16 protein-coding genes and 2 pseudogenes are annotated in these 18074 nt (G+C 66.1%); 3 read left to right on the forward strand and 15 right to left on the reverse strand.

Going from position 1 to position 18074, the window contains the following annotated elements; all coding sequences use genetic code 11:
• The first annotated feature begins 18 nt into the window (after positions 1-18).
• The 3 genes from ACFTZB_RS00800 to ACFTZB_RS00810 are packed head-to-tail and all read left to right on the forward strand — an operon-like array spanning position 19 to position 3888.
• Positions 19-1785: a thiamine pyrophosphate-binding protein gene (locus ACFTZB_RS00800; RefSeq protein ID WP_378429645.1), complete on the forward strand. Its 1767-nt coding sequence runs from the start codon at positions 19-21 to the stop codon at positions 1783-1785.
• A 19-nt stretch (positions 1786-1804) separates the two neighbouring features.
• Positions 1805-2449, forward strand: a complete 645-nt coding sequence (locus ACFTZB_RS00805) for a hypothetical protein (protein ID WP_378429646.1) — start codon at positions 1805-1807, stop codon at positions 2447-2449.
• Positions 2446-3888 (forward strand): aldehyde dehydrogenase family protein, encoded by a 1443-nt coding sequence (locus tag ACFTZB_RS00810; protein WP_378429647.1) that lies wholly within the window; start codon positions 2446-2448, stop codon positions 3886-3888. The genes ACFTZB_RS00805 and ACFTZB_RS00810 overlap by 4 nt, the downstream gene beginning before the upstream one ends.
• Before the next feature lie 451 nt (positions 3889-4339).
• Here ACFTZB_RS00810 and ACFTZB_RS00815 read toward each other — a convergent pair whose 3' ends face one another.
• From ACFTZB_RS00815 to ACFTZB_RS00885, 15 genes and pseudogenes are all read right to left on the reverse strand, one after another.
• Positions 4340-4684, reverse strand: coding sequence for a DUF4158 domain-containing protein (locus ACFTZB_RS00815; RefSeq protein ID WP_378429648.1), 345 nt, complete (start codon positions 4682-4684; stop codon positions 4340-4342).
• Between the two features lie 128 nt (positions 4685-4812).
• Positions 4813-4918 (reverse strand): annotated as a pseudogene (locus ACFTZB_RS00820) (dihydropteroate synthase); the annotation flags it as partial.
• A gap of 2 nt (positions 4919-4920) precedes the next feature.
• Positions 4921-5532 (reverse strand): GTP cyclohydrolase I FolE, encoded by a 612-nt coding sequence (folE, locus tag ACFTZB_RS00825; protein ID WP_378429649.1) that lies wholly within the window; start codon positions 5530-5532, stop codon positions 4921-4923.
• A 606-nt stretch (positions 5533-6138) separates the two neighbouring features.
• Positions 6139-6786: a phosphate signaling complex protein PhoU gene (phoU, locus tag ACFTZB_RS00830; protein ID WP_378429650.1), complete on the reverse strand. Its 648-nt coding sequence runs from the start codon at positions 6784-6786 to the stop codon at positions 6139-6141.
• Between the two features lie 128 nt (positions 6787-6914).
• Complete coding sequence (locus tag ACFTZB_RS00835; RefSeq protein WP_378429651.1) at positions 6915-7280, reverse strand: WhiB family transcriptional regulator; 366 nt, start codon at positions 7278-7280, stop codon at positions 6915-6917.
• Between the two features lie 275 nt (positions 7281-7555).
• Complete coding sequence (locus tag ACFTZB_RS00840; protein ID WP_378429652.1) at positions 7556-7972, reverse strand: hypothetical protein; 417 nt, start codon at positions 7970-7972, stop codon at positions 7556-7558.
• Positions 7969-8499, reverse strand: coding sequence for an alcohol dehydrogenase catalytic domain-containing protein (locus tag ACFTZB_RS00845; protein WP_378429653.1), 531 nt, complete (start codon positions 8497-8499; stop codon positions 7969-7971). Before ACFTZB_RS00845 ends, ACFTZB_RS00840 begins: the two co-directional genes overlap by 4 nt.
• A 207-nt stretch (positions 8500-8706) precedes the next feature.
• A pseudogene (locus ACFTZB_RS00850) lies at positions 8707-9464 on the reverse strand (GMC oxidoreductase).
• A 36-nt stretch (positions 9465-9500) separates the two neighbouring features.
• Positions 9501-10841, reverse strand: a complete 1341-nt coding sequence (locus tag ACFTZB_RS00855) for a sugar ABC transporter substrate-binding protein (protein ID WP_378429654.1) — start codon at positions 10839-10841, stop codon at positions 9501-9503.
• A gap of 387 nt (positions 10842-11228) precedes the next feature.
• On the reverse strand, positions 11229-12284 hold the full coding sequence (locus ACFTZB_RS00860; RefSeq protein WP_378429655.1) for an ABC transporter permease: 1056 nt from the start codon (positions 12282-12284) through the stop codon (positions 11229-11231).
• A 1-nt stretch (position 12285) separates the two neighbouring features.
• On the reverse strand, positions 12286-13809 hold the full coding sequence (locus ACFTZB_RS00865; RefSeq protein ID WP_378429656.1) for a sugar ABC transporter ATP-binding protein: 1524 nt from the start codon (positions 13807-13809) through the stop codon (positions 12286-12288).
• Between the two features lie 404 nt (positions 13810-14213).
• Positions 14214-14807 carry a hypothetical protein gene (locus ACFTZB_RS00870; protein ID WP_378429657.1) on the reverse strand — a complete coding sequence of 198 codons (594 nt, stop codon included), beginning with the start codon at positions 14805-14807 and terminating at the stop codon, positions 14214-14216.
• Between the two features lie 85 nt (positions 14808-14892).
• Positions 14893-15486 carry a hypothetical protein gene (locus ACFTZB_RS00875; protein ID WP_378429658.1) on the reverse strand — a complete coding sequence of 198 codons (594 nt, stop codon included), beginning with the start codon at positions 15484-15486 and terminating at the stop codon, positions 14893-14895.
• Between the two features lie 1063 nt (positions 15487-16549).
• Positions 16550-16792 carry a ferredoxin gene (locus ACFTZB_RS00880; protein WP_378429659.1) on the reverse strand — a complete coding sequence of 81 codons (243 nt, stop codon included), beginning with the start codon at positions 16790-16792 and terminating at the stop codon, positions 16550-16552.
• Between the two features lie 27 nt (positions 16793-16819).
• Complete coding sequence (locus ACFTZB_RS00885) at positions 16820-18052, reverse strand: cytochrome P450 (RefSeq protein WP_378429660.1); 1233 nt, start codon at positions 18050-18052, stop codon at positions 16820-16822.
• Positions 18053-18074: the final 22 nt, after the last annotated feature.

The raw sequence follows: 18074 nt of genomic DNA on the forward strand, positions 1-18074 counted from the left end.
CAAAAGAAAGAGAATGTCATGACCAAGGGCGCGGAGATCATCCTCGACTACCTGATCCGCGAAAAGGTTCCGTACATGTTCGGCGTCTGCGGCCACGGGATCCTGGGCCTCCTCGACGCGGCGTACGACAGACAGGACGAGTTCACCACGATCACCACCCACGACGAGAGGGTCGCGGGGTTCATGGCGGACGCCTACTACCGGGTGGCCGGCCGTCCCGTCGCGACGTACACCTCGTGCGGCCCCGGATCGGTGAACCTGGCGATGTCTGTGGCGTCCGCCTTCCAGGACTCTTCCGCGTTCCTTGCCATCACGGGCAACGTGCCGACCTCGCAGTTCAACCGGGGCCCGTTCCAGGAGTCCGGGCGGTACTTCCAGGGTGACTTCAGCAACGTCATGCGGCCCTACGTCAAGCGAACCTTCCAGGCCTATCGGCCGGAGATGCTGCCGCTCATCATGCAGCAGGCGTACGCGCTCACAATGGCCGGTCGCCCCGGACCCGTCCACATCGACGTGCCCTTGGACGTCTTCGTCGAGGAGACCGACGCCGTCACACCGCCCCGGCAGGAATGGCTCGCGCAGTCCCAGTTCGGCGGTGCGGGCGACGTGGCCCGCATCGCCCAAGCGTGCGAGCTCCTGCTAGGGGCGGAGCGCCCGGTCATCGTCGCCGGAAACGGCGTCCTGCTGGCGCGCGCCGAGGACCAGCTGCGGCGTTTCGCCGAAAAGTTCGGTATCCCGGTGCTCACGACACCGATCGCGAAGGGCGCACTCCCGGAAGACCACGAGCTGTGTCTCGGGCCGACCGGCCGAAACGGCACGTTCGCGTCCAACTCGGCGGCCAGAGAGGGTGACGTCATCCTCGCGTTGGGCACCCGCTTCGACGACCGCTCCACAAGTTCGTGGATCCCCGGGATGACCTACGACATGGCGCGCAGCAAGCTCATTCACGTGGAGATCGACCCGCAGGAGATCGGCAGGAACTTCGTGCCGGACGTGCCGGTGATCGGTTCGATCCCGGCGGTACTGGCGCAGATCGACGAGGCGTTGGACGACAAAGCTCAGGATGTGCGGACACGCACCGCGCCCTGGCGCGACCAGGCCCATGCCTGGAGGCGGCGCTGGGAGTCGCACCTCGAAGCAGGTCGGCGCGACGCCTCGACCCCTATCCGCCCCGACTTTCTGGTGGCACAGCTGAACCGGGTGGTCCCCGACGACGCTCACGTCCTCGCCGACGTGGGGCAACACCACAACTGGATGGTGCAGAACTTCCAACCGCCGAAGAATGGCCGCTTCCTTCAGGCGTGGGGCTTCGCTGCGATGGGGTTCGGTGTCGCCGGCGCACTCGGCGCGCAGTTCGCCGCCCCGGACCGCAGGGTCCTGACCGTGTGCGGCGACGGAGGCTTCCTCATGCACGCCAACGCGGTCGCAACCGCGGTCGAGTACGGGTTGCCGGTCGTGTGGGTCGTCTGGAACGACCTCGCCTACGGGGCCATCTACGGCCAGCAGAAAGGATTCTTCGGGGCGGACCGTGAGATCGCCACGAGGTTCAAGGACGCCCGGACGGGCGAACCGACGAGCCCGGACTACGCCGCGATGGCGGAATCGATGGGAGCGGTCGGTCTCCGGGTGGAGCGCGCTCAGGACTTCGCCGGCCGGGTAGAGGAAGCGCTGGCGCTGCAGCGACCCGTTGTGCTCGACGTCCGCGTGGACGCGAGCGTCGTGGCTCCGACCGCGGGATCGTGGGACCTGCCACCGCTGCCCGCGCCCGCGCCCACGTTCCGCTGATTACCAGGAGGCATCGCAAATGTCACATCAGCAAGACACCCGAGTCGACATCGTGGAGGTCGCCGTCCGGCCAGCGCTGGACGCTGCCACCGCCGCGGCGATCATCGACGAGGCCGCAACGCACGCTGCCGGTGCAGCCGGTGACCTACTCCGCTCCGGGGTCCATCACTACCACGACGTCGCCGGCGACGAGAGCAGGCTCTTTCTGTACCCCACTCAAGGCGCGCGCGGTGCCGGAGACCCCCAGATCGTCGAGTCCGGGATCAAGGCCCTGTCCGAGGCCGCCTCGGCTCGGGGTCTGGCGACGCGCCCGACCAGCGGAACCCGCCGGTCGGCCGTCGGACCAACCTCGGCCAGACCTTCGGCGCACCTTTTCGTCGTCCAATTGTCACCGTCCGAGGAGTGGGTAGCGGAGTTTCGGCGCTGGCTCGACGAGGAACACTTCGTGCGTCAGTGCGGCATGGCCGGTGTCCAGGCGGTCGCGGGCTACGAGTCGATCACGTCTGCGACCTCGTTCCTCAACGTGTGGGACATTGCCGCGCCGGAGCTAATCGATTCCCCCGAGTGGCTCGCCATTCGCAACACGGAATGGTGGGAGAGAGTTGCGCCGGCGTTCGGTTCCGGCGAGCTGCGACGCGCGATCCTCTCGCGCGTGGACGCATGAACACCGACGAGCGCGGTCTTCCCCTGGTAGGACCGCTTATCGGTGGCAGCTACCACGTCGACGAGAGCAGGTGCGAGCCTCTGGTGGGTCCGGTGTCGGAGCAGCCGGTGGCACGCGTTTGCCCGACCTCGGAGGAGGATTTCAGCAAGCTCCTGGAGTCATCTGTCGAGGCACAGTGCCAGGTAGCGGCGCTGCCTGTCCATCGCCGGGCCGAGCTCCTGCGTACGGCCGCCGATATGCTCGAGGCGCGCGCGGAGGAGTTCGCGCGAACGATCACCCGGCAGACAGGGAAAGTGATCAGAGATACCCGCCGGGAAGCGGATCGCGGTGTCTGGACGCTGCGCCTGTCGGCGGCCGCGGTCGAGTCGATGACCGTTCACTCGCCGATCCCCGACCAGATTCCCGGTGGGGAGCATATCCGGGCCGTCGTACGTCGGGTGCCGGTCGGTGTGGTGGCAGCGATAACGCCCTTCAATGCGCCCCTCAACCTGAGCCTGCACAAGCTCGGGCCGGCGCTGGCCGGAGGGAACTCCTTGGTGCTCAAGCCGTCGCCCGCCGCTCCTCTGACCTCGTTCATGCTCGCCGAGCTGATGGCGGAGGCCGGGTTCCCTCCGGCCGCTGTCAACGTGATGCCCGGAGGCGCGCAGACCGCGCTTGCCCTGGCGGGGGACCGTCGGATCGCGCTGGTGACATTCACCGGGGGCGTCGCGGCAGGTGAGGCCCTGGCCCGGCAGGCGCCGCTGAAACCCGTGACACTCGAGCTGGGCGGAAACTCGCCCAACATCGTGCACAGTGACGCCGACCTGGCACAGGCGGTGCAGGAACTCGTCGTCGGAGGTTTCCGCAACGCCGGCCAGAGCTGCAACTCGGTCCAGCGCATTCTCGTGCACGAGGCCGTCGCCGACCAGTTCATACCCACCCTCTGTGCCGCGGTCGCGGGGCTGACCATCGGGGACCCCCTCGACCCCGCCACCGACGTCGGACCGGTGGTGAATCTGGCCTCGGGAGAACGGGTCGAGCGGATGATCCAAGACGCCGTCGAGCAGGGAGCAGAGGTGCTTGTCGGGGGCCGGCGGGAAGGCCCCGTGATCACGCCGACGGTGATCCGGTCCCACGGCACCCACTGTGCCCTCGACGCAGACGAGGTCTTTGCCCCCGTGGTGTACGTCAGCACCTACACAAGCCTCGACGAGGCTTTCGAGCGGGCGAACTCGACCGACTACGGACTGCAGTCGGCGGTCTTCACAAGCTCCCTGCAGGTAGCCGCCCAGGCGACCGAGAGACTCGTCGCAGGGACTGTCCTGGTGAACAAGTCCTCGAACTTCCGGCTCGACCAGCTACCGTACGGCGGTATTCGTGACAGCGGGATCGGCCGGGAGGGACCGGGATACGCCCTCGAGGAAATGACCAGCCTGAAGCTGGTCGTCGTCTCGACCTGACCGGGAGTCCCAAGCACACCGTGCTGCGCGGGTCGCAATCCAATCACTACCGTCGGGTGCTGCCACCGTTTTCGGCGGCGTTGACGTTTCGCTGCAACACCACCGCCTACCGGCCGGTTATGCAGGCGCTCGAGCTGCTGCACCGCTACGCCGGCGCGGGCCGAGGTGGTCGTACGGAACGGATTCCGTGCGAGCTGTGTGTGTCGCGTTGCGGGATGCGTTGGGTCGCCGCGAGATCTACGTCGAGGGCGCGGCCGGGTGGAGCAACCCGGAGGATGATCTGCCGGGCGGTTTCGAGACCAGCCGCGAGGTGCATTGCGCCGCGCTGCGGCACCCACCGATCCGGTCGGGCTCCGGTCGGCGCCCTTGCGGCGCTTGAGGACCGGGCGGCCGTCCTCGAGGACCAGGTCGCTCGCCTTTCGGATCGCCGTGTCGGCCACCTGCCGCACCCTCATCGGCTCGTACACCACCCCGAGCCGCCCTCGCATGAACTCGCGGTGGCGCCAAGCGTCCGATACGCGGCCGTGACATCCTCGGCCAACTCCAACCCGCCACGAATGTGATCGACCACCGCGACGGGAACGTCGACCAGTTTCGGGAAATACCCCAGACGCTGGTAACACTCGAGTAGCACAATCAACCCGAGCAGATTCCGCTCGGTCTGCGTACGCCCCCGCGCCCACCCGGCCTCGTCGGCAGTCGGCGTGAATGCCTCTGTCAGCTCCCGAGCCGAGACCAACCGCTTGAACCGCGGATACGCGGTCCGCTCAATCGACGCCACCAGCACCCCGAGCACCCGACCAACATGACGACGCGCACCCTAACCAGTTCCCCCGATCGCCGCCGCCCCCGGCCGGCTCACGGTGTCAAACGAGCATCCACCCTCATGCGCGGTGCCGACTCCCGCCGACGTCGACGACGTCGACACCGCGTCCCGGTCGAGGAAGCGGCCGCCGTCGGAGAACGAGTCGGTGGTCACGTTCGGTACACCCAAGACGACGGTGCGCCCGGGCTTCGGCAACTCGAGCATGGTCACGTGCGCAGGATGAGGTCCAGAGCCTCGGCGCGCGCGGCGGCACTGGACTGCAGAAGTCCCCGGACCGCCGACGTGGTCGTGCTCGCCCCCGGCTTGCGGATTCCGCGCATCGCCATGCACAGGTGTTCGGCCTCGATCACGACGATCGCGCCGCGCGGGTCGAGCTTGCGCATCACGGCGTCGGCGATCTGACTGGTCAGCCGCTCCTGGACCTGCGGGCGTTTTGCGTAGAGGTCGACGACCCGGGCGATCTTCGACAGCCCGGTGATCCGACCCGTGGAGCCGGGAATGTAGCCGACGTGGGCGACCCCGTGGAACGACACCAGGTGGTGCTCACACGTGGAGTACAGCGGTATGTCGCGGACGAGGACGAGTTCCTGGTGCGCCTCGTCGAACGTCGTGCTCAGGACGTCGTCCGGGTCGGTGTAGAGACCGGCGAACACCTCGCGGTAGGAGCGCGCGACGCGGGCCGGTGTATCGATCAGTCCGGGACGGTCGGGGTTCTCACCGATGGCGATCAGCAGTTCGCGGACCGCTGCCTCGGCTCGGGCCTGGTCGAACACCCGACCCGTCTCGAGCGCAACGGGTTCACCATCGAGATGATTCACCGACAACCGAAACTCCTCCGATAACGGGGTTCTCCACCCCGAGGCATCAGCCTAGTGCCCGGACCGATCAGTGCGATCCGTCCGGCATTGTCCTCACCAGACGGAAATTGCTGCGGGTTCCACTGGTTCCCGGGTCCCGGCACGACGGGCTGTTGCCGACTTCCCGGGGCGGCCATCCCGGAGCCAACCGGCGGGGGACCGTAGTTCGGGGCGCGGCAGTGTCATCCCGCCCCTGCGGTCGCGGTGTACCCGGCTGCGGGTACCCGTTGGACGGCGCGGGCTGTCCGTACTGCTCCTGGCTATCCCGGCACCTGGGTGTCTGACACCGAGAAGTGACAGGACATGCCCCAGACAGGGGTTCGGCCGGGAATGCTTTCACATTCTCGGCCGGATCTCTGCTTCTCGAGTTTTTCACCGTTACCGATGACTCTCTCGATCCGCGAATCTCAATCTACGCGCGCCCCGCGGCCCACCGCAATGCCGCGCATCGACTCGTCACCGGTGCTGCTGCCGACGAGGGGGCGGCGGGCCGGGCATCTCGGGTGTCCACCGTGGGGCGCCCCGCCGGCGGACTTGCACCACCGAGCCTCCCGAGTGTGTGTCCGTCTATGGACTCAGCTGGTCGCCGGTGACGAGGAAGATCACCCGGCGTCCGACGACGACGGTGTGGTCGCCGAAGCGTTCATAGAAGCGCCCGAGCAGGGTGACATCGACCGCGGCGGTGATGCTGCCGGTCCAGGCCGGGTCCTGGATCAGGGTGAGCAGTCGTCGGTGCAGGTCGTCGAGCTCGTCGTCGCGTCTGCCGAGCTCCGCGGCCAGCTCGGGATCATGCGTGCGGAGGACCTGTTCGGCGCCTCTGGCCAACTCGCCCGCCACCCGCCCCATCCGGGCGAGCAATTCCTCCGCCTCCCCGGAGGTGACGTGGTCGGGGTGCCGGCGGCGCACGCTCTCGGCGATGTGTTGCGCCAGCCCGCCCATTCGGCTCAGATCCGACACCAGATGCACCCCGGTGACGACCTGGCGCAGGTCCCGGGCGACCGGGGCCTGCAACGCCAGCAGCGCCAGCGCCTGCTCCTCGCACGGACCGTGTAACTGCTCGATCTGCTCGCTGAGGTCGAACACCCGCTCCGCCTGCGGGAGGTCGGCCCGCACGAGGGCGTCGGTGGCCACCTCGATGGCCTCCCCGGCCAGATGGCACATCGACGCCAGCCGGTCGGTCAGGTCGTCGAGCTGCTCGTGAAACTTCATCCGCATACGCATCATCATCGGGCACCCCCCGGAAGCCGGACGCCGGGCTTCCGCGCTCGTCCCGAATAGTCACCAGGGAGCCGCGTCGCCGGTGCCGGCGGACGCCGGTCGAGCGTGCCGCGGCGTAGCCGGTGCTAGGCACGGCGTAGCCGGTGGGCGTGCCGCCTGCGGTCGGTTTCGGTCATGCCGCCCCAGATTCCGTAGGGTTCGCCCGCGGCCAGGGCGTGGTCGCGGCACCGGCTGAGGACGGGGCCGTCCTGGCAGATCCGCTGGGCACGCGCTTCGCGTCGGGCCCGGGCCTGACCGCGTTCCCCGTCCGGGGAGAAGAACACCGACGATTCGATGCCGCGGCACGCGGCGTCCTCCCGCCAGTCCTCGGCACCGGGGGTGATCTCCTCGGCGGGCGGCGATGCGGGTCCTACGGGCAGCACTGCGGTTCCTTCCGTTCCCGAAGCATGAGAGCCGTCGGAACGGATCCGCACGCCAGGAAGCCTTTCCATGGTGACGGGTATCGGGTACGCCTCGTTTACCGATAACAAAACCGACTATCCTGTTTGTTAGATATAGCGGAGAACCCGACCTCGGCGCCACCCGGTCGCTTGTCCAGGTCTGTCGCCGGTGGCCGAGGGAACGAAAGGCTCGACCCGATAGTGGGCACAGGCGAGGAACGTCGCGGGCGTCGAGTCCGTGGTCGTACCCGATTGTTGGGGTGCCGGTGCGATTCTTACCCCAGATGCGCCAGTGGGACCGGCGGCGCATTGCCGAGTCAGAGGCGTTAGCTGCTGAACGTCACCTGGGCCTTGTAGATCTCGTGCGGCAAGGCGTTGAGGATCTCGTCGAGTCGGGTTTGATCGAGCTCATCCCAGGCGAAGGTCGACAGCCCCCTTTCCATGTCGATCTGTCCCTGGATCGCGGCGTCCATGGTCGCCTGGAAGTCGCCGCGGGCCTGTCCCCCGCGCCAGTTCTCGTCGGCCCACGCCAGGCCGGAGCCCTTGAGCGTCTGCTCCTTGATCCAGAACTCCATGCCGGGGAAATCCTCGAAGATGGCACCGTTGTAGCAACGTGTGATGCTGAGGCGGCCCTGCAGGCGCGTGGCGCGCGAAGCGTCACCGAGGTATCGGAGTGCCTGGGGGATGTACTCCTCGACAGAGACGAAGGACACGTCGGCGCCGCACGGCATGAGCTCATTCACAGCCGAGGGCACGTCCTCACAGGAGGGGTCGAGGACCAGGTCCACACCGCGCGACTCCGCGAATTCGCGGCGGACGCGGTTCGCTCCACCACGACGATCTTGCCCAACGCAGAGGCGGCCGCCCACTGCAGCGCGCTGCCCGCGTAATCATCGGCTCCGAAGAACACGACGTTGTCGCCCGCGGCAACGCCGGAGTGCCGCATGTGGCGGGTGCCCACCGAGAAGGGCTCGATGTTGGCGGTCGCCGAGGGGCTCAGCCCGTCAGGCACCGGCCGCCAGCGGTAGGCGGGTGCTGCGAACAGGTCAGCGAAGAGCCCGAATCCGTAGCCGGGAGGCCCGTCGAAGCAGGCGCGGCGCAGACCCCCGGTGCAGAAGTTGCAGCATCCACAGCCGAGCGTCGGGTCGTACACCACGGTGTCGGCCACCGAGTGCCCCTCAACCTCGGCGCCGACTGCTTCGATCACACCTGCGCCCTCATGGCCGAGGATGGTGCCGGCAATTTCCTGGCCCCAGAGTCCGTGGTACATGTGCAAGCTCCGAGAAGCAGAATGACACTGCCAGCGGGCGGACGAGGACGTCATCCGGACCGAGTGCCGGGTCGGGTACGTTCTCGAGGGTGATCTGTTTGGGACCCCGAAAGATCATGGCGTTCATGGGCGTCTCCTCTCATGGGTTGTGTTTCCGGCTCACCGGTTGTTGGCGAGGATGAATTCGGCGGCGATCCATGCCATCGCCTACGTGGGGGCGTTGTTGTTGCCTGACGGCATTTGCGGGAACACAGAGGCGACGACGACGCGAAGTCCCTGAACATGGCGGACCCTGAGGCGGCCGTCCACCACGTCGGCGTCGTCGGGGCCGATGGCACACGTCCCGAGGGTGTGGTACCGCTGCCACCGTTGTTGATCGCGTACTCGACGATGTCGGCGTCGGCTGCCGCATCAGGGCCCGGCGCGATCTCGGCCTCTACATGGGTGGCGAAGGGCTCGGTTCGCAGCACTTCGCGTGCCTTGGCCACTCCACGGGTGATCAGCCGACGGTCGTGGTCGGTCGCGAGGAAGTGGGGTTCGATCCGCGGAACATCGTCGACCGCTGGTCCTGTGAAGGGGATCGATCCCGAGCTGGTCGGATACATCGGATAGGTCAGGAACATGGCCCCCGGCGTCTTGTCGACCGCCATTCGGCCGGTCGTCGCGTTCACGCCCGAGGTGGAGATGGGGTGAAGAAGCTCTGGGTGTCCGGTCGCAGGGACTCGGGGTCGGACCTGTACATCATCGCGAGGTTGTAGCCCCCGAACGACATCAGGCCGCGCCACGTTCGGCCTCTGGAGCGCCGGACGGAGGAACGCCGTTGCGGCACTCGCGCGCACACCTCTACGAATGTTGGAGGTGATGTAGGCCGCACGCTCGTCATCAGTGCTGTTCATGTCGACGACGCGCCGCACGCCTCGACGGCCCTGACCCAGCAGCTCCGGTGCCGACGACGATGGAGTCATGAGTCATCGGTTTCTCCCTGTGGTCGGCGGTGCCGGTCAGACGGTCAGCCCGAGGACCTCGAACGTGCCCTGCACTCCGGTCTTGGTTTCCGCCTTGGCACGAACCCCGGCGTAGGGGTCGTTGAGCCGATTGGTCCAGTCGTCGTTGAGTGTCTTGATGCCGCCGGCGTCGAGCGCGGCCTGGTAGTCGGCAGACCATTCGAACCCGTTGGGCCGCGGGGCGGCGTTGACGCCAGGCTTCGAACCCCAGTCGAAGCTCTCCACGTCGGCCACCTGGAACTTGTGCTGCAACTCCCAGTTGTCGCCTTGGAGATGGCGTGACATCTTGCGGGCATCGAAAGGGAACGGGCTGTCCGGGCTCGTGATCTCCAGGAGTGCTTGCGCAGCCGCAGGTGTGTCGATCACGAGACTGTCGTAGTTGAGAAAGCTCTCGAGGGGATTGAACTTCACCCCGTGGGCGGCGTCGTAGATCTTCGCTGCGGCGAAAGCCCCGACGGCTGTCAGGACACCGGCGGCCGTGCCGACCAGGCGCTCCTCCGTGGCCATCGCATCCAGAAAGGTCGGGTCACCGTCGGCGCCCATCAGCAGCGCGCGCGTGTTCCGCGCCGCCTTGAGGGCTGCCAGCGCGCCGAGCGCCATGCCGTCGTTCATCGAGACGACGTAGTCGACGTCCGGGTACGCCGGCAGGAGCGCGGCGATCTCCGACTGTGCCTTGGTGGTATCCCAGTCGGCGTAGGTGGTCGCGACGACTTGGATGTCGGGGTACTTCTTGAGGGCTTCGAGGACGCCGAACATCCTCGCATCTGAGGAGAGGCCTCCCTTCACCCCGCCCAGAAGGATGGCCTTGCCCCTACCGCCGCCGCGCCGGAAGAGAAGGTTTGCCATCACATAGGTCTCCTCGGCGAAGGAGGCCCCCATTGTGCCGAGGAAGTAGCCGTCGAAGCGCGGGTCGGCCGGGCTCGACCACTGAGGCCGGTTACCGATGTTGAGGTAGGAGATCTTCTGTTTGCTCAGGGTTGCCGCGTACTGGCCGAGGGAACCGTCCGCGACGAGCGCGGAGAGCACGCCGGTGACGCCGAGACTTCGGAACAGCTGCGGCTGCGACATCATCTTCTGCTGGTCACCGTCGAACGAGGTGGACTTGAACTCGCCGCCCAACTGCTTCATACCCTCCTGGAGCCCGCGTGAGGCCGACTCGAGCGCGAGAACGTTGGCGATGTAGTGCATCATTCCCGTTGTGCCGCCCCCGTTCTCACCGGGGCTGGCGGTGTCCCCACAGGCCGTGAGGCCACCCAAGGTTCCGACGGCCCCCACCGCCAGCATCCCTTTGAGCAGGTTGCGGCGACTCAGGTCGTGTACGGCGGGCAGATCGAACATCAGTGAACCTCGAATCGGTCTCGGGCGAACGGCTATTCAGCACTCGCTCAATGTGCAGGGAGCGTGGCGTGACGAACGTCATAGACGGTATACATTAGCATTCGAATGAATGCAGTCAAGGTGGGATTGGGATTCAACGGCATCTAGGCCGGGTTCAGCTCACGTCACCGTCCGGGGCGCCGCGACGAGGGGTAGGGCAGGGCGGGTTGGCGGCGACCCAATGGGCGGCCGCCGCGTCGGCGACGTCTCTCGCCCTGCGAACAGAACAGGGGCGCAGTGAATCCCAGCCGCGCCCGACCGATGCCGATGCCGATGCCGATGCCGATGCCCACCTCACGGCCGATACGCGGTCGTCACAGTTCCCCCCGCCCTTGTCGACGCCTTCGCTTACTTGATGATGGCGTTCTCGGAACGACGCACGTTGACTGCGACGGCGAAGAGCACGATGACTCCGAAAATCACCGTCTGGAAGTTCGGGTCGACCTGGGTCAGCGTCATCCCGTTGGCCACGATGCCGAGAGTGAGGACACCGAGGACCGTTCTGGCGGGACCGCCGACGCCACCACTGAGCGCCGTACCTCCCATCACGATCGCCGCGATGCTGTTGAGCAGGAAGGAGTCACCCATCCCCGGTGACGACCCGCCCCCCTGCGCCACCAGCATGAGCCCGGCGACGCCGGCGCAGAGGCCGGAGACCGTGAACAGGAGGAACTTCGAGCGCTGCACATGGATGCCGGCCAGGGCTGCAACGCGCTCGTTGCCACCGATGGCATAGACGTGCCGCCCGAACGGTGTCTTGTAGGCCACCACGCACATGAGTACCAGCACAGCAATTGCCCACCAGATGATGTTGGGCACCGATCCCACCGAAGAGCCGTTCACCGCCTCGTCCAATCGCTCGTGCACGAGCGGGATCGCAGCTCCCCCTGTGCTCTTCAGAGCGATTCCATCGAAGATGAACAACGTCCCCAGGGTCGTCAGGAACGAAGGCAGCTTGGCGTAGGCCACCAGGAACCCGTTGATCGCTCCACACAGGAGGCCGGTACCGAGGGCGGCCAGGATTCCTGCATTACCGCCATCGGTCATCGTGTCCACCGCGACGGTACCGGCGAGCGCTGCCGTGGCTCCCACCGAGAGATCGACGCTTCCGGCGACGATGATGAGCGTGGCCCCGGCGGCGATGACCATCAGCACCGAGGACGCCCGCAAAATCTGTAGGCCGTTGTCCTCCATGAGGAACAACGGTGTCGACAGCCCGAAGTAGATCACGAGGCCGACGATCAGAAGGTACGGCACAACTTTCCGTGCCAGTTCCCCCGTCACTCGGTGATGCCACGCCCGGGAGACCTCCCGCGTCGCCGACGGCGTCGGCGGACCTGCCACGGGGGGCGGCGAAGGATCTGGGCCGAGGGCCGTCTGGACGTCCTGCGTGCTGCTGCTCATTTCACACCATCCTTGACACGAGCTCGGCCTCGGACGGTCGTCCGAGCGAGCAGTTCCACTCATGAGCGACAGCGCCGTCCTTCATGACGAGGATGCGGTCGCCCATGCCGATGATTTCCCGAAGGTCGTCACTGACGATCAGGACTGCCTTCCCCTTGCCCGCCTCGGACCTGAGGATCCGGTAGATGTCCTCCCGGGAGCGGCCGTCGACCCCGCGCGTCGGGTTGTCGACCACGAGGACGGGTGACTCGTCGCTCGCGATTCGAGCGATCATCACCTTCTGCTGATTGCCGCCACTGAGCTGACCGACCAGCTTGCGCGGGGTCGTCGTTGCGATCGAATAATCCTCGATTGCCGCGGTGACGAAATCCGACTCCCTCTGCTTGTCGATCCAACGACTGAAACGCGAGCGGAGCCGGTGCAGCGAACCCATCGTGACGTTCCACGAGACGGAGTGGCCGAGCACGACGCCTTCGCCGTGCCGGTCGAGGGGGCCGTACGCCACACTGCCCCGGCGCGACCGAGCGCCCGAGCGGGCGATCCTGCGACCTCGCACGTACAGGTGCCCGCCGGTGATCGGCAGGTCCCCCGCCACGGCGCGGGCCAGCTCGGACTTGCCGGACCCGGTCACCCCCCCGACACACACCACTTCGCCGGAACGGAGGCTGAGATGCACGTCTTGGACGCCGGTAGCGGAGGTCAGACCGTCGAGTTCCAGCACCACTTCGTCGGTCGGTGGCTGCCGATCCTCGGTCAGTCCGTACGTGTACTCCTGCTCTCGGCCGACCATTGCGTGGTGGATCTGGCTCTCCGTGACCTTCGAGGACGAGTGCTCACTGACCAGCCGCCCGTCCTTGAGGACATACAGCCGATCGCACAGTTCGAGAACCTCCTGAATCCGGTGCGACACAAAGACGAAGGACGCCGACCCCCGCCTCGAGTTGATGTACTCGAAGAGCTCATTGACCTCGTCGAAGTTGAGTGACGCCGTCGTCTCGTCGAGAAACACGACGGGATGGTCGATACCCAGCAGCCGCGCGACGGCGAAGCACCTGCTGATCTCCACCAACTGACGAAGGTTCAGGGGAAGCGAGCCCACCTTGCTATCTGCCGACACCTCCCCGTTCAGGTAAGGGTCGTTGACGATCGCTTCCTCGGTGAGCGCTCGGATGGCGCGGCGGTCGAGCAACCCGAACCGGCTCAGCCGACCCTCGTGACCGAAAAACAGGTTCTCCGCGACGGTGAGATTGGGAAGCAGGCCCTGGTCCTGCTGCGCGCGAAAAACGCCGTGGCGGTTGGCCTCGACGTAGCTGTTCAGCCGTACCGGGGCACCGCTGATCTCCACCTGCCCTGCATCGGGCTGTTCCGACCCGGACAGCAGGCTGAGCAGCGTGGATTTCCCGGCGCCATTCTCGCCGACGAGCCCGATCACCTCGCCGCGACGGATCTCCAGGCTGATGTCGTCGAGGGCGGCAAAATTTCCGTACCGCTTTCCCAGGCCCACTGCTCGGACGGCGGGGGGCACCACGAGATCCTCCCCACTCACGACGTGAGTCCGCACTTCTGGAAGGACCCGACGGCCCTGGTCCCGGCGTGAGCCCCAATGCGGAGGCCACCGGTGTCAAGCTCGGCCGGGCGGGCCCCGAACACGACCCGCCCGCTGGGCCCGTGAGTAGGAACGAGACTGGGCATGGGATAAACCTCAATTCGAATTGAGCGCGGGCCCGGGTGATCGGTTCCCTTGCGGTGGCTGGTAGGTCAGCCTGATATGTCATCGGTGAGGCCCCATCGGTGACTCGCCTCACACTTATGTACACGTTAGCATCCCGTTGTACACAGTCAATGGTTCAGTGGCAGTTGGCCTCCGGCAAAGACCAGCGCCGCCCTCGTGATCCGAGAGCGGCGCCGACTGGGGCAAACGTGAGGGGCTCAGGAAGACAGGGCACTCGCAGTCGGCAGGAAGCGCCGCACCGCAGCGTTGCGTTCCTCGACGGTGAACACGTCCTCAGGTGCCAGCTTGGAGATGACCGGATCTCCGATCTGGTACACCTCTTCCCCGACGAGCCGCGCTCTGTCGTCGAACGGCCAGCGCTCGCCGCAGAAGTGCTCGATGAGGTAGGTCGCCGTCGGGTCGTCCACGGCGTGACCTGTGGCGGCGAGCTGCTGCGCGGTGACGACAGTGCCCACAGTGCAGAAGAACGCCAGCCCCCAGTCGGCGACCGCTCTCGTCTCGTCGTAGGCCAGGACGATCGCCTCGTTCAGGTTTTCGTAGAAGCGCTTTCGCACCGATTCCTTGCCGCGGTGGACCTGCAAGGTGTCCGTGCCGAGCCCGAGGATCTTGTAGACCGGATTGTCGACCATCATGTCGGGCGCGAAAAGGCTGTCCACTTCACCGCACAGCTCGAATGCCGCGTGCCACATGTACGTCCGTAGGATCGCCTGGTGGCGGGGATCCATCGTGGATGCGATCTGCTCGTCGATCTCCTCGAAGAACCGGACCTGCTTTTCGATGTACCTGTTCACGTGAGTCTCCTTCTCCCGGTGGGCCGGTGCGGCCGAAAGGTGGTGGGTCGCACCGTAGGCGAGGCGGTCCACCACTTCTTCGTCGTTAGACCAACAGGGACTGGTTCTCAGGAAGGAACGGCTTCATTGCGTCTCGAATCTCAGCCCAGGTGGGAGCCTCCGAGGCGTCGATCTTCTCGATCTTGGGAGCATCGATCTCGTAGACCTCCTCGCCGATCAGCTTGGCATCCTCGGTGTAGTTCCACAGCATCAGGAGAGGTCGATGGACGCGGTAGGTGGCGTCGGGGTCCTCGACCTCGATCCCCTGCTCGATGAGGTGCCTGCCTGTCGTGAACATGTTCCAGGTGTTCTGCGAGACGAAGCCCCAGTCCGCCACCGCCAGCTTCTCGTCCTGGTTCGTCAGGACGGTGGTGTCGTTGATCTTCTGGTAGAAGTCGACAACCGCGGCATGCCCGTCGTGGGTCATACGCTCGGAACTGCCGTCGAGCTTGGTCTGGTACACCGGTTCCTGGATGGTCAGGCCCTCCCCCAGCAGGTCCGCGATACGTCCCGAGAACTCCAGTGCCACATGCGTCTTGTAGTTTTCGAGGATGGCGCGATGGTGGGGGTCGTCGGTCGCCTTCGCCGCCCGGTCGATCCCCTCGACCCAGTCGATGACGGCCTTCAGGAACGGTTTCATGTCGATGTCCTTTGCTTTCGGGTGACAGGAGGCCTTCCCGCTGCCTCATCGCGAGAGCTCGCCCGGCTCTGCAACCAGCGGCGTGTGTGTTCTCAATCACTCGGCCTGTGCATATCGTTACATACCGTTGTATGCAATGCAATAGTTTTCGCGGTGGCGAGGGCTTTTGTTCGAACGTGGCGGCGCAACCCGACCGAACGAGCGCTGGGCGCGGCGGAGTCGGTGGCCAGCCGTCCCGCGCGGGCGGCGAGGGTAGCACCCAATCATGTTTTCGAGGTCGGAGGCGTGATGTGAACCCTCGTAACGGACACAGTCTCAAGCCTTTCCGCAGCAGGCGGCAACTCTCCTCTCGCCGAGGATCACAGCTCTGTTCGTGGCGCTTGTCCGTCTCGAAGGAACAGGTCAATGGTGCGGCTCACTCTTCGAGGACGTAATCACGACCGCGACGGACCGAATTCCGCCCAATCCGTCAACGGACGGCAACTCCCAGTGTGGCCTCGTATGCCACGAAACCGATCGCAGGACTCGAATCTTCGAAAAGAGCATTATGATTCGCCACGAGTAGTGGTCAGCGCACCTGATCGGCCACGGGCTGCGTCAGTAACTGCACCCAGGAGAAAGCCGGCTGCGCCAACGTGTACCGGGTGCTGCGTACCGGCGATCGTCGCGGAAGATCACCTGTGGGACATAGACATCGCACGTCCCACCGACGCGCGGACTCGGCCGGATGGGTGTGCCGTGAGCCCTTCTCGGACGATTCCCTCGGTGACGATCCTCGGCGTGCCGCTCGATCACCTGACGCGAGCAGCCGTGGGATGGGGCGGAGGTTCTCCGGACTCCCCTGTTCCCGGAGGTCCGCAAGCCCCGTCACTGCTCCTTCACGATCCCCTCCGCGGACTCCTGCCGATGAGAACATCGCGCGGGGGAGGTCCTCGCTCCGGAATCGCCCCAGGTCGTGGGGCATTTGCCGCCGGTCTCTCACAGCGACGGGCCGCTGCTGCCGCTATCGGCCCGGAGGTTCGCGAATTGCAAACCGTCGGAAGAAGGCACGGCTACGCGCTCGTCAATGCTCGATCCGCCGGGGGTTCGCTCCCTCGACAAGACCGATGGCCTGGGTGGGACACGAGCCGATCACGTCGTCCATCGTTTCGTCGTCCGGCACACCGGTCGGGATCACCTGCGACTTTCCCCGTGCGTCGAGCACGAATGTGTCAGGCGCGAGTTGGACGCACAACGTCGAACCAACACAGATTTCCGTATCGATCAGGATGCAGTGGCCTGCACTGTCGGCCACAGGTTCACTCATCGTGACTCCCCTCTCCGGGCTCGGTCCTCAACCGAGGTCTACCAGCAGCGACTGAGGTGTGCGGGTCAACATGCGAACCTCCCAGTCCACGGGGCCGTTCGAGTGCAGTCGGGCCCGCGGGAATTCCGTGAGGAAGGTACGGATGGCGCTTTGCTGCTCGGCGCGCGAAAGCGGCCCCCCCAGGCAGTAGTGGATACCGCTACCGAGCGTCAGGTGCGCGTTCGGTTTCCGGTCGATCACGATCTCGTCCGGGTTCGGGAACTGGTCCGGATCACGGTTGGCCGCCGCGGTCACCAGCAGGACGCGTTCGCCGGCTCGGATGGTCCTGTCCCGAAGTTCGATGTCGGCGGTCGCAAAACGGGGCACGATGCGTGCGTGTCCCTCATACCTCATGAACTCGTCGACGGCGGGCTTGACCAGTTCGGGATCGTCGACGAGGCGCTGGCGGATGTCCGGGTGGCGGAGGATGAGGTTCAGGGCATTGGTGATCGAGCATGCCGTGGTGCGGTAACCCCCGAACAGGAGGAGGACGCAGGTGGCCAGGAGCTCGTGCTTGGTGAGCTTCTCTCCCTCGTTCTCCGCGGCGATCAGCCCGCCGATGACGCTGCTCTCGGCGTCGCCTGAATAGTTCTCGATGGTCTCTTCGAGGAACCGGAGCATCTCGGAGACGGCGCCCGCCACGCGCTCGTTGCGGTCGGTCGCATCCACGTCTCCGCCCATGAACACGGCCAGATCGTCGGTCCAGCGGTCGATCCGATCATTGTGCGCCGGGTCGATGTTGAGCATGTGCGCCATCACGGTCGCGGAGATGGGACGAGCGAAGTGGCGCACGACGTCCACCGTGCCGATGTGGGCGTTGCGCCGCAGGTTGCGCGCCGCGTCGGCGACGATGCTCGCGATGGCCTCCGATTGCCGGGCGACCGTCCGCGGCGTGAACGCTGTCTGCACGATGCCGCGAAGCCGGGTATGCACCGGGGCATCGGTGAAGACCAGCCAGCTCTCGAGAATGGCGAACGCCTCTCTCAGCCGCTCCTTGTCCTCCTCGGGCACTCGGCGGTCGAAGTACGGCCCGATACGGTTCACCGACAGCCTCGGGTCGTTGAACGCTGTACGTACGTCCTCGTACTTGGTGACGAGCCAGGCGCGATGCCGCCCGCTCCAGTGCACCGGGTCCTGCTCCTGCAATTCCTTGTAGAAGGGGAACGGGTCGGCAATCAGGTCGGGCGACAGGAGGGAGCGCGAAGCGTCGAGGACAGTCATACTGGTCCGCCAATCTATGAGT

It is taken from the genome of Rhodococcus sp. NPDC057014 (genome assembly GCF_042673295.1).
Taxonomy (GTDB): Bacteria; Actinomycetota; Actinomycetes; order Mycobacteriales; family Mycobacteriaceae; genus Rhodococcus_F.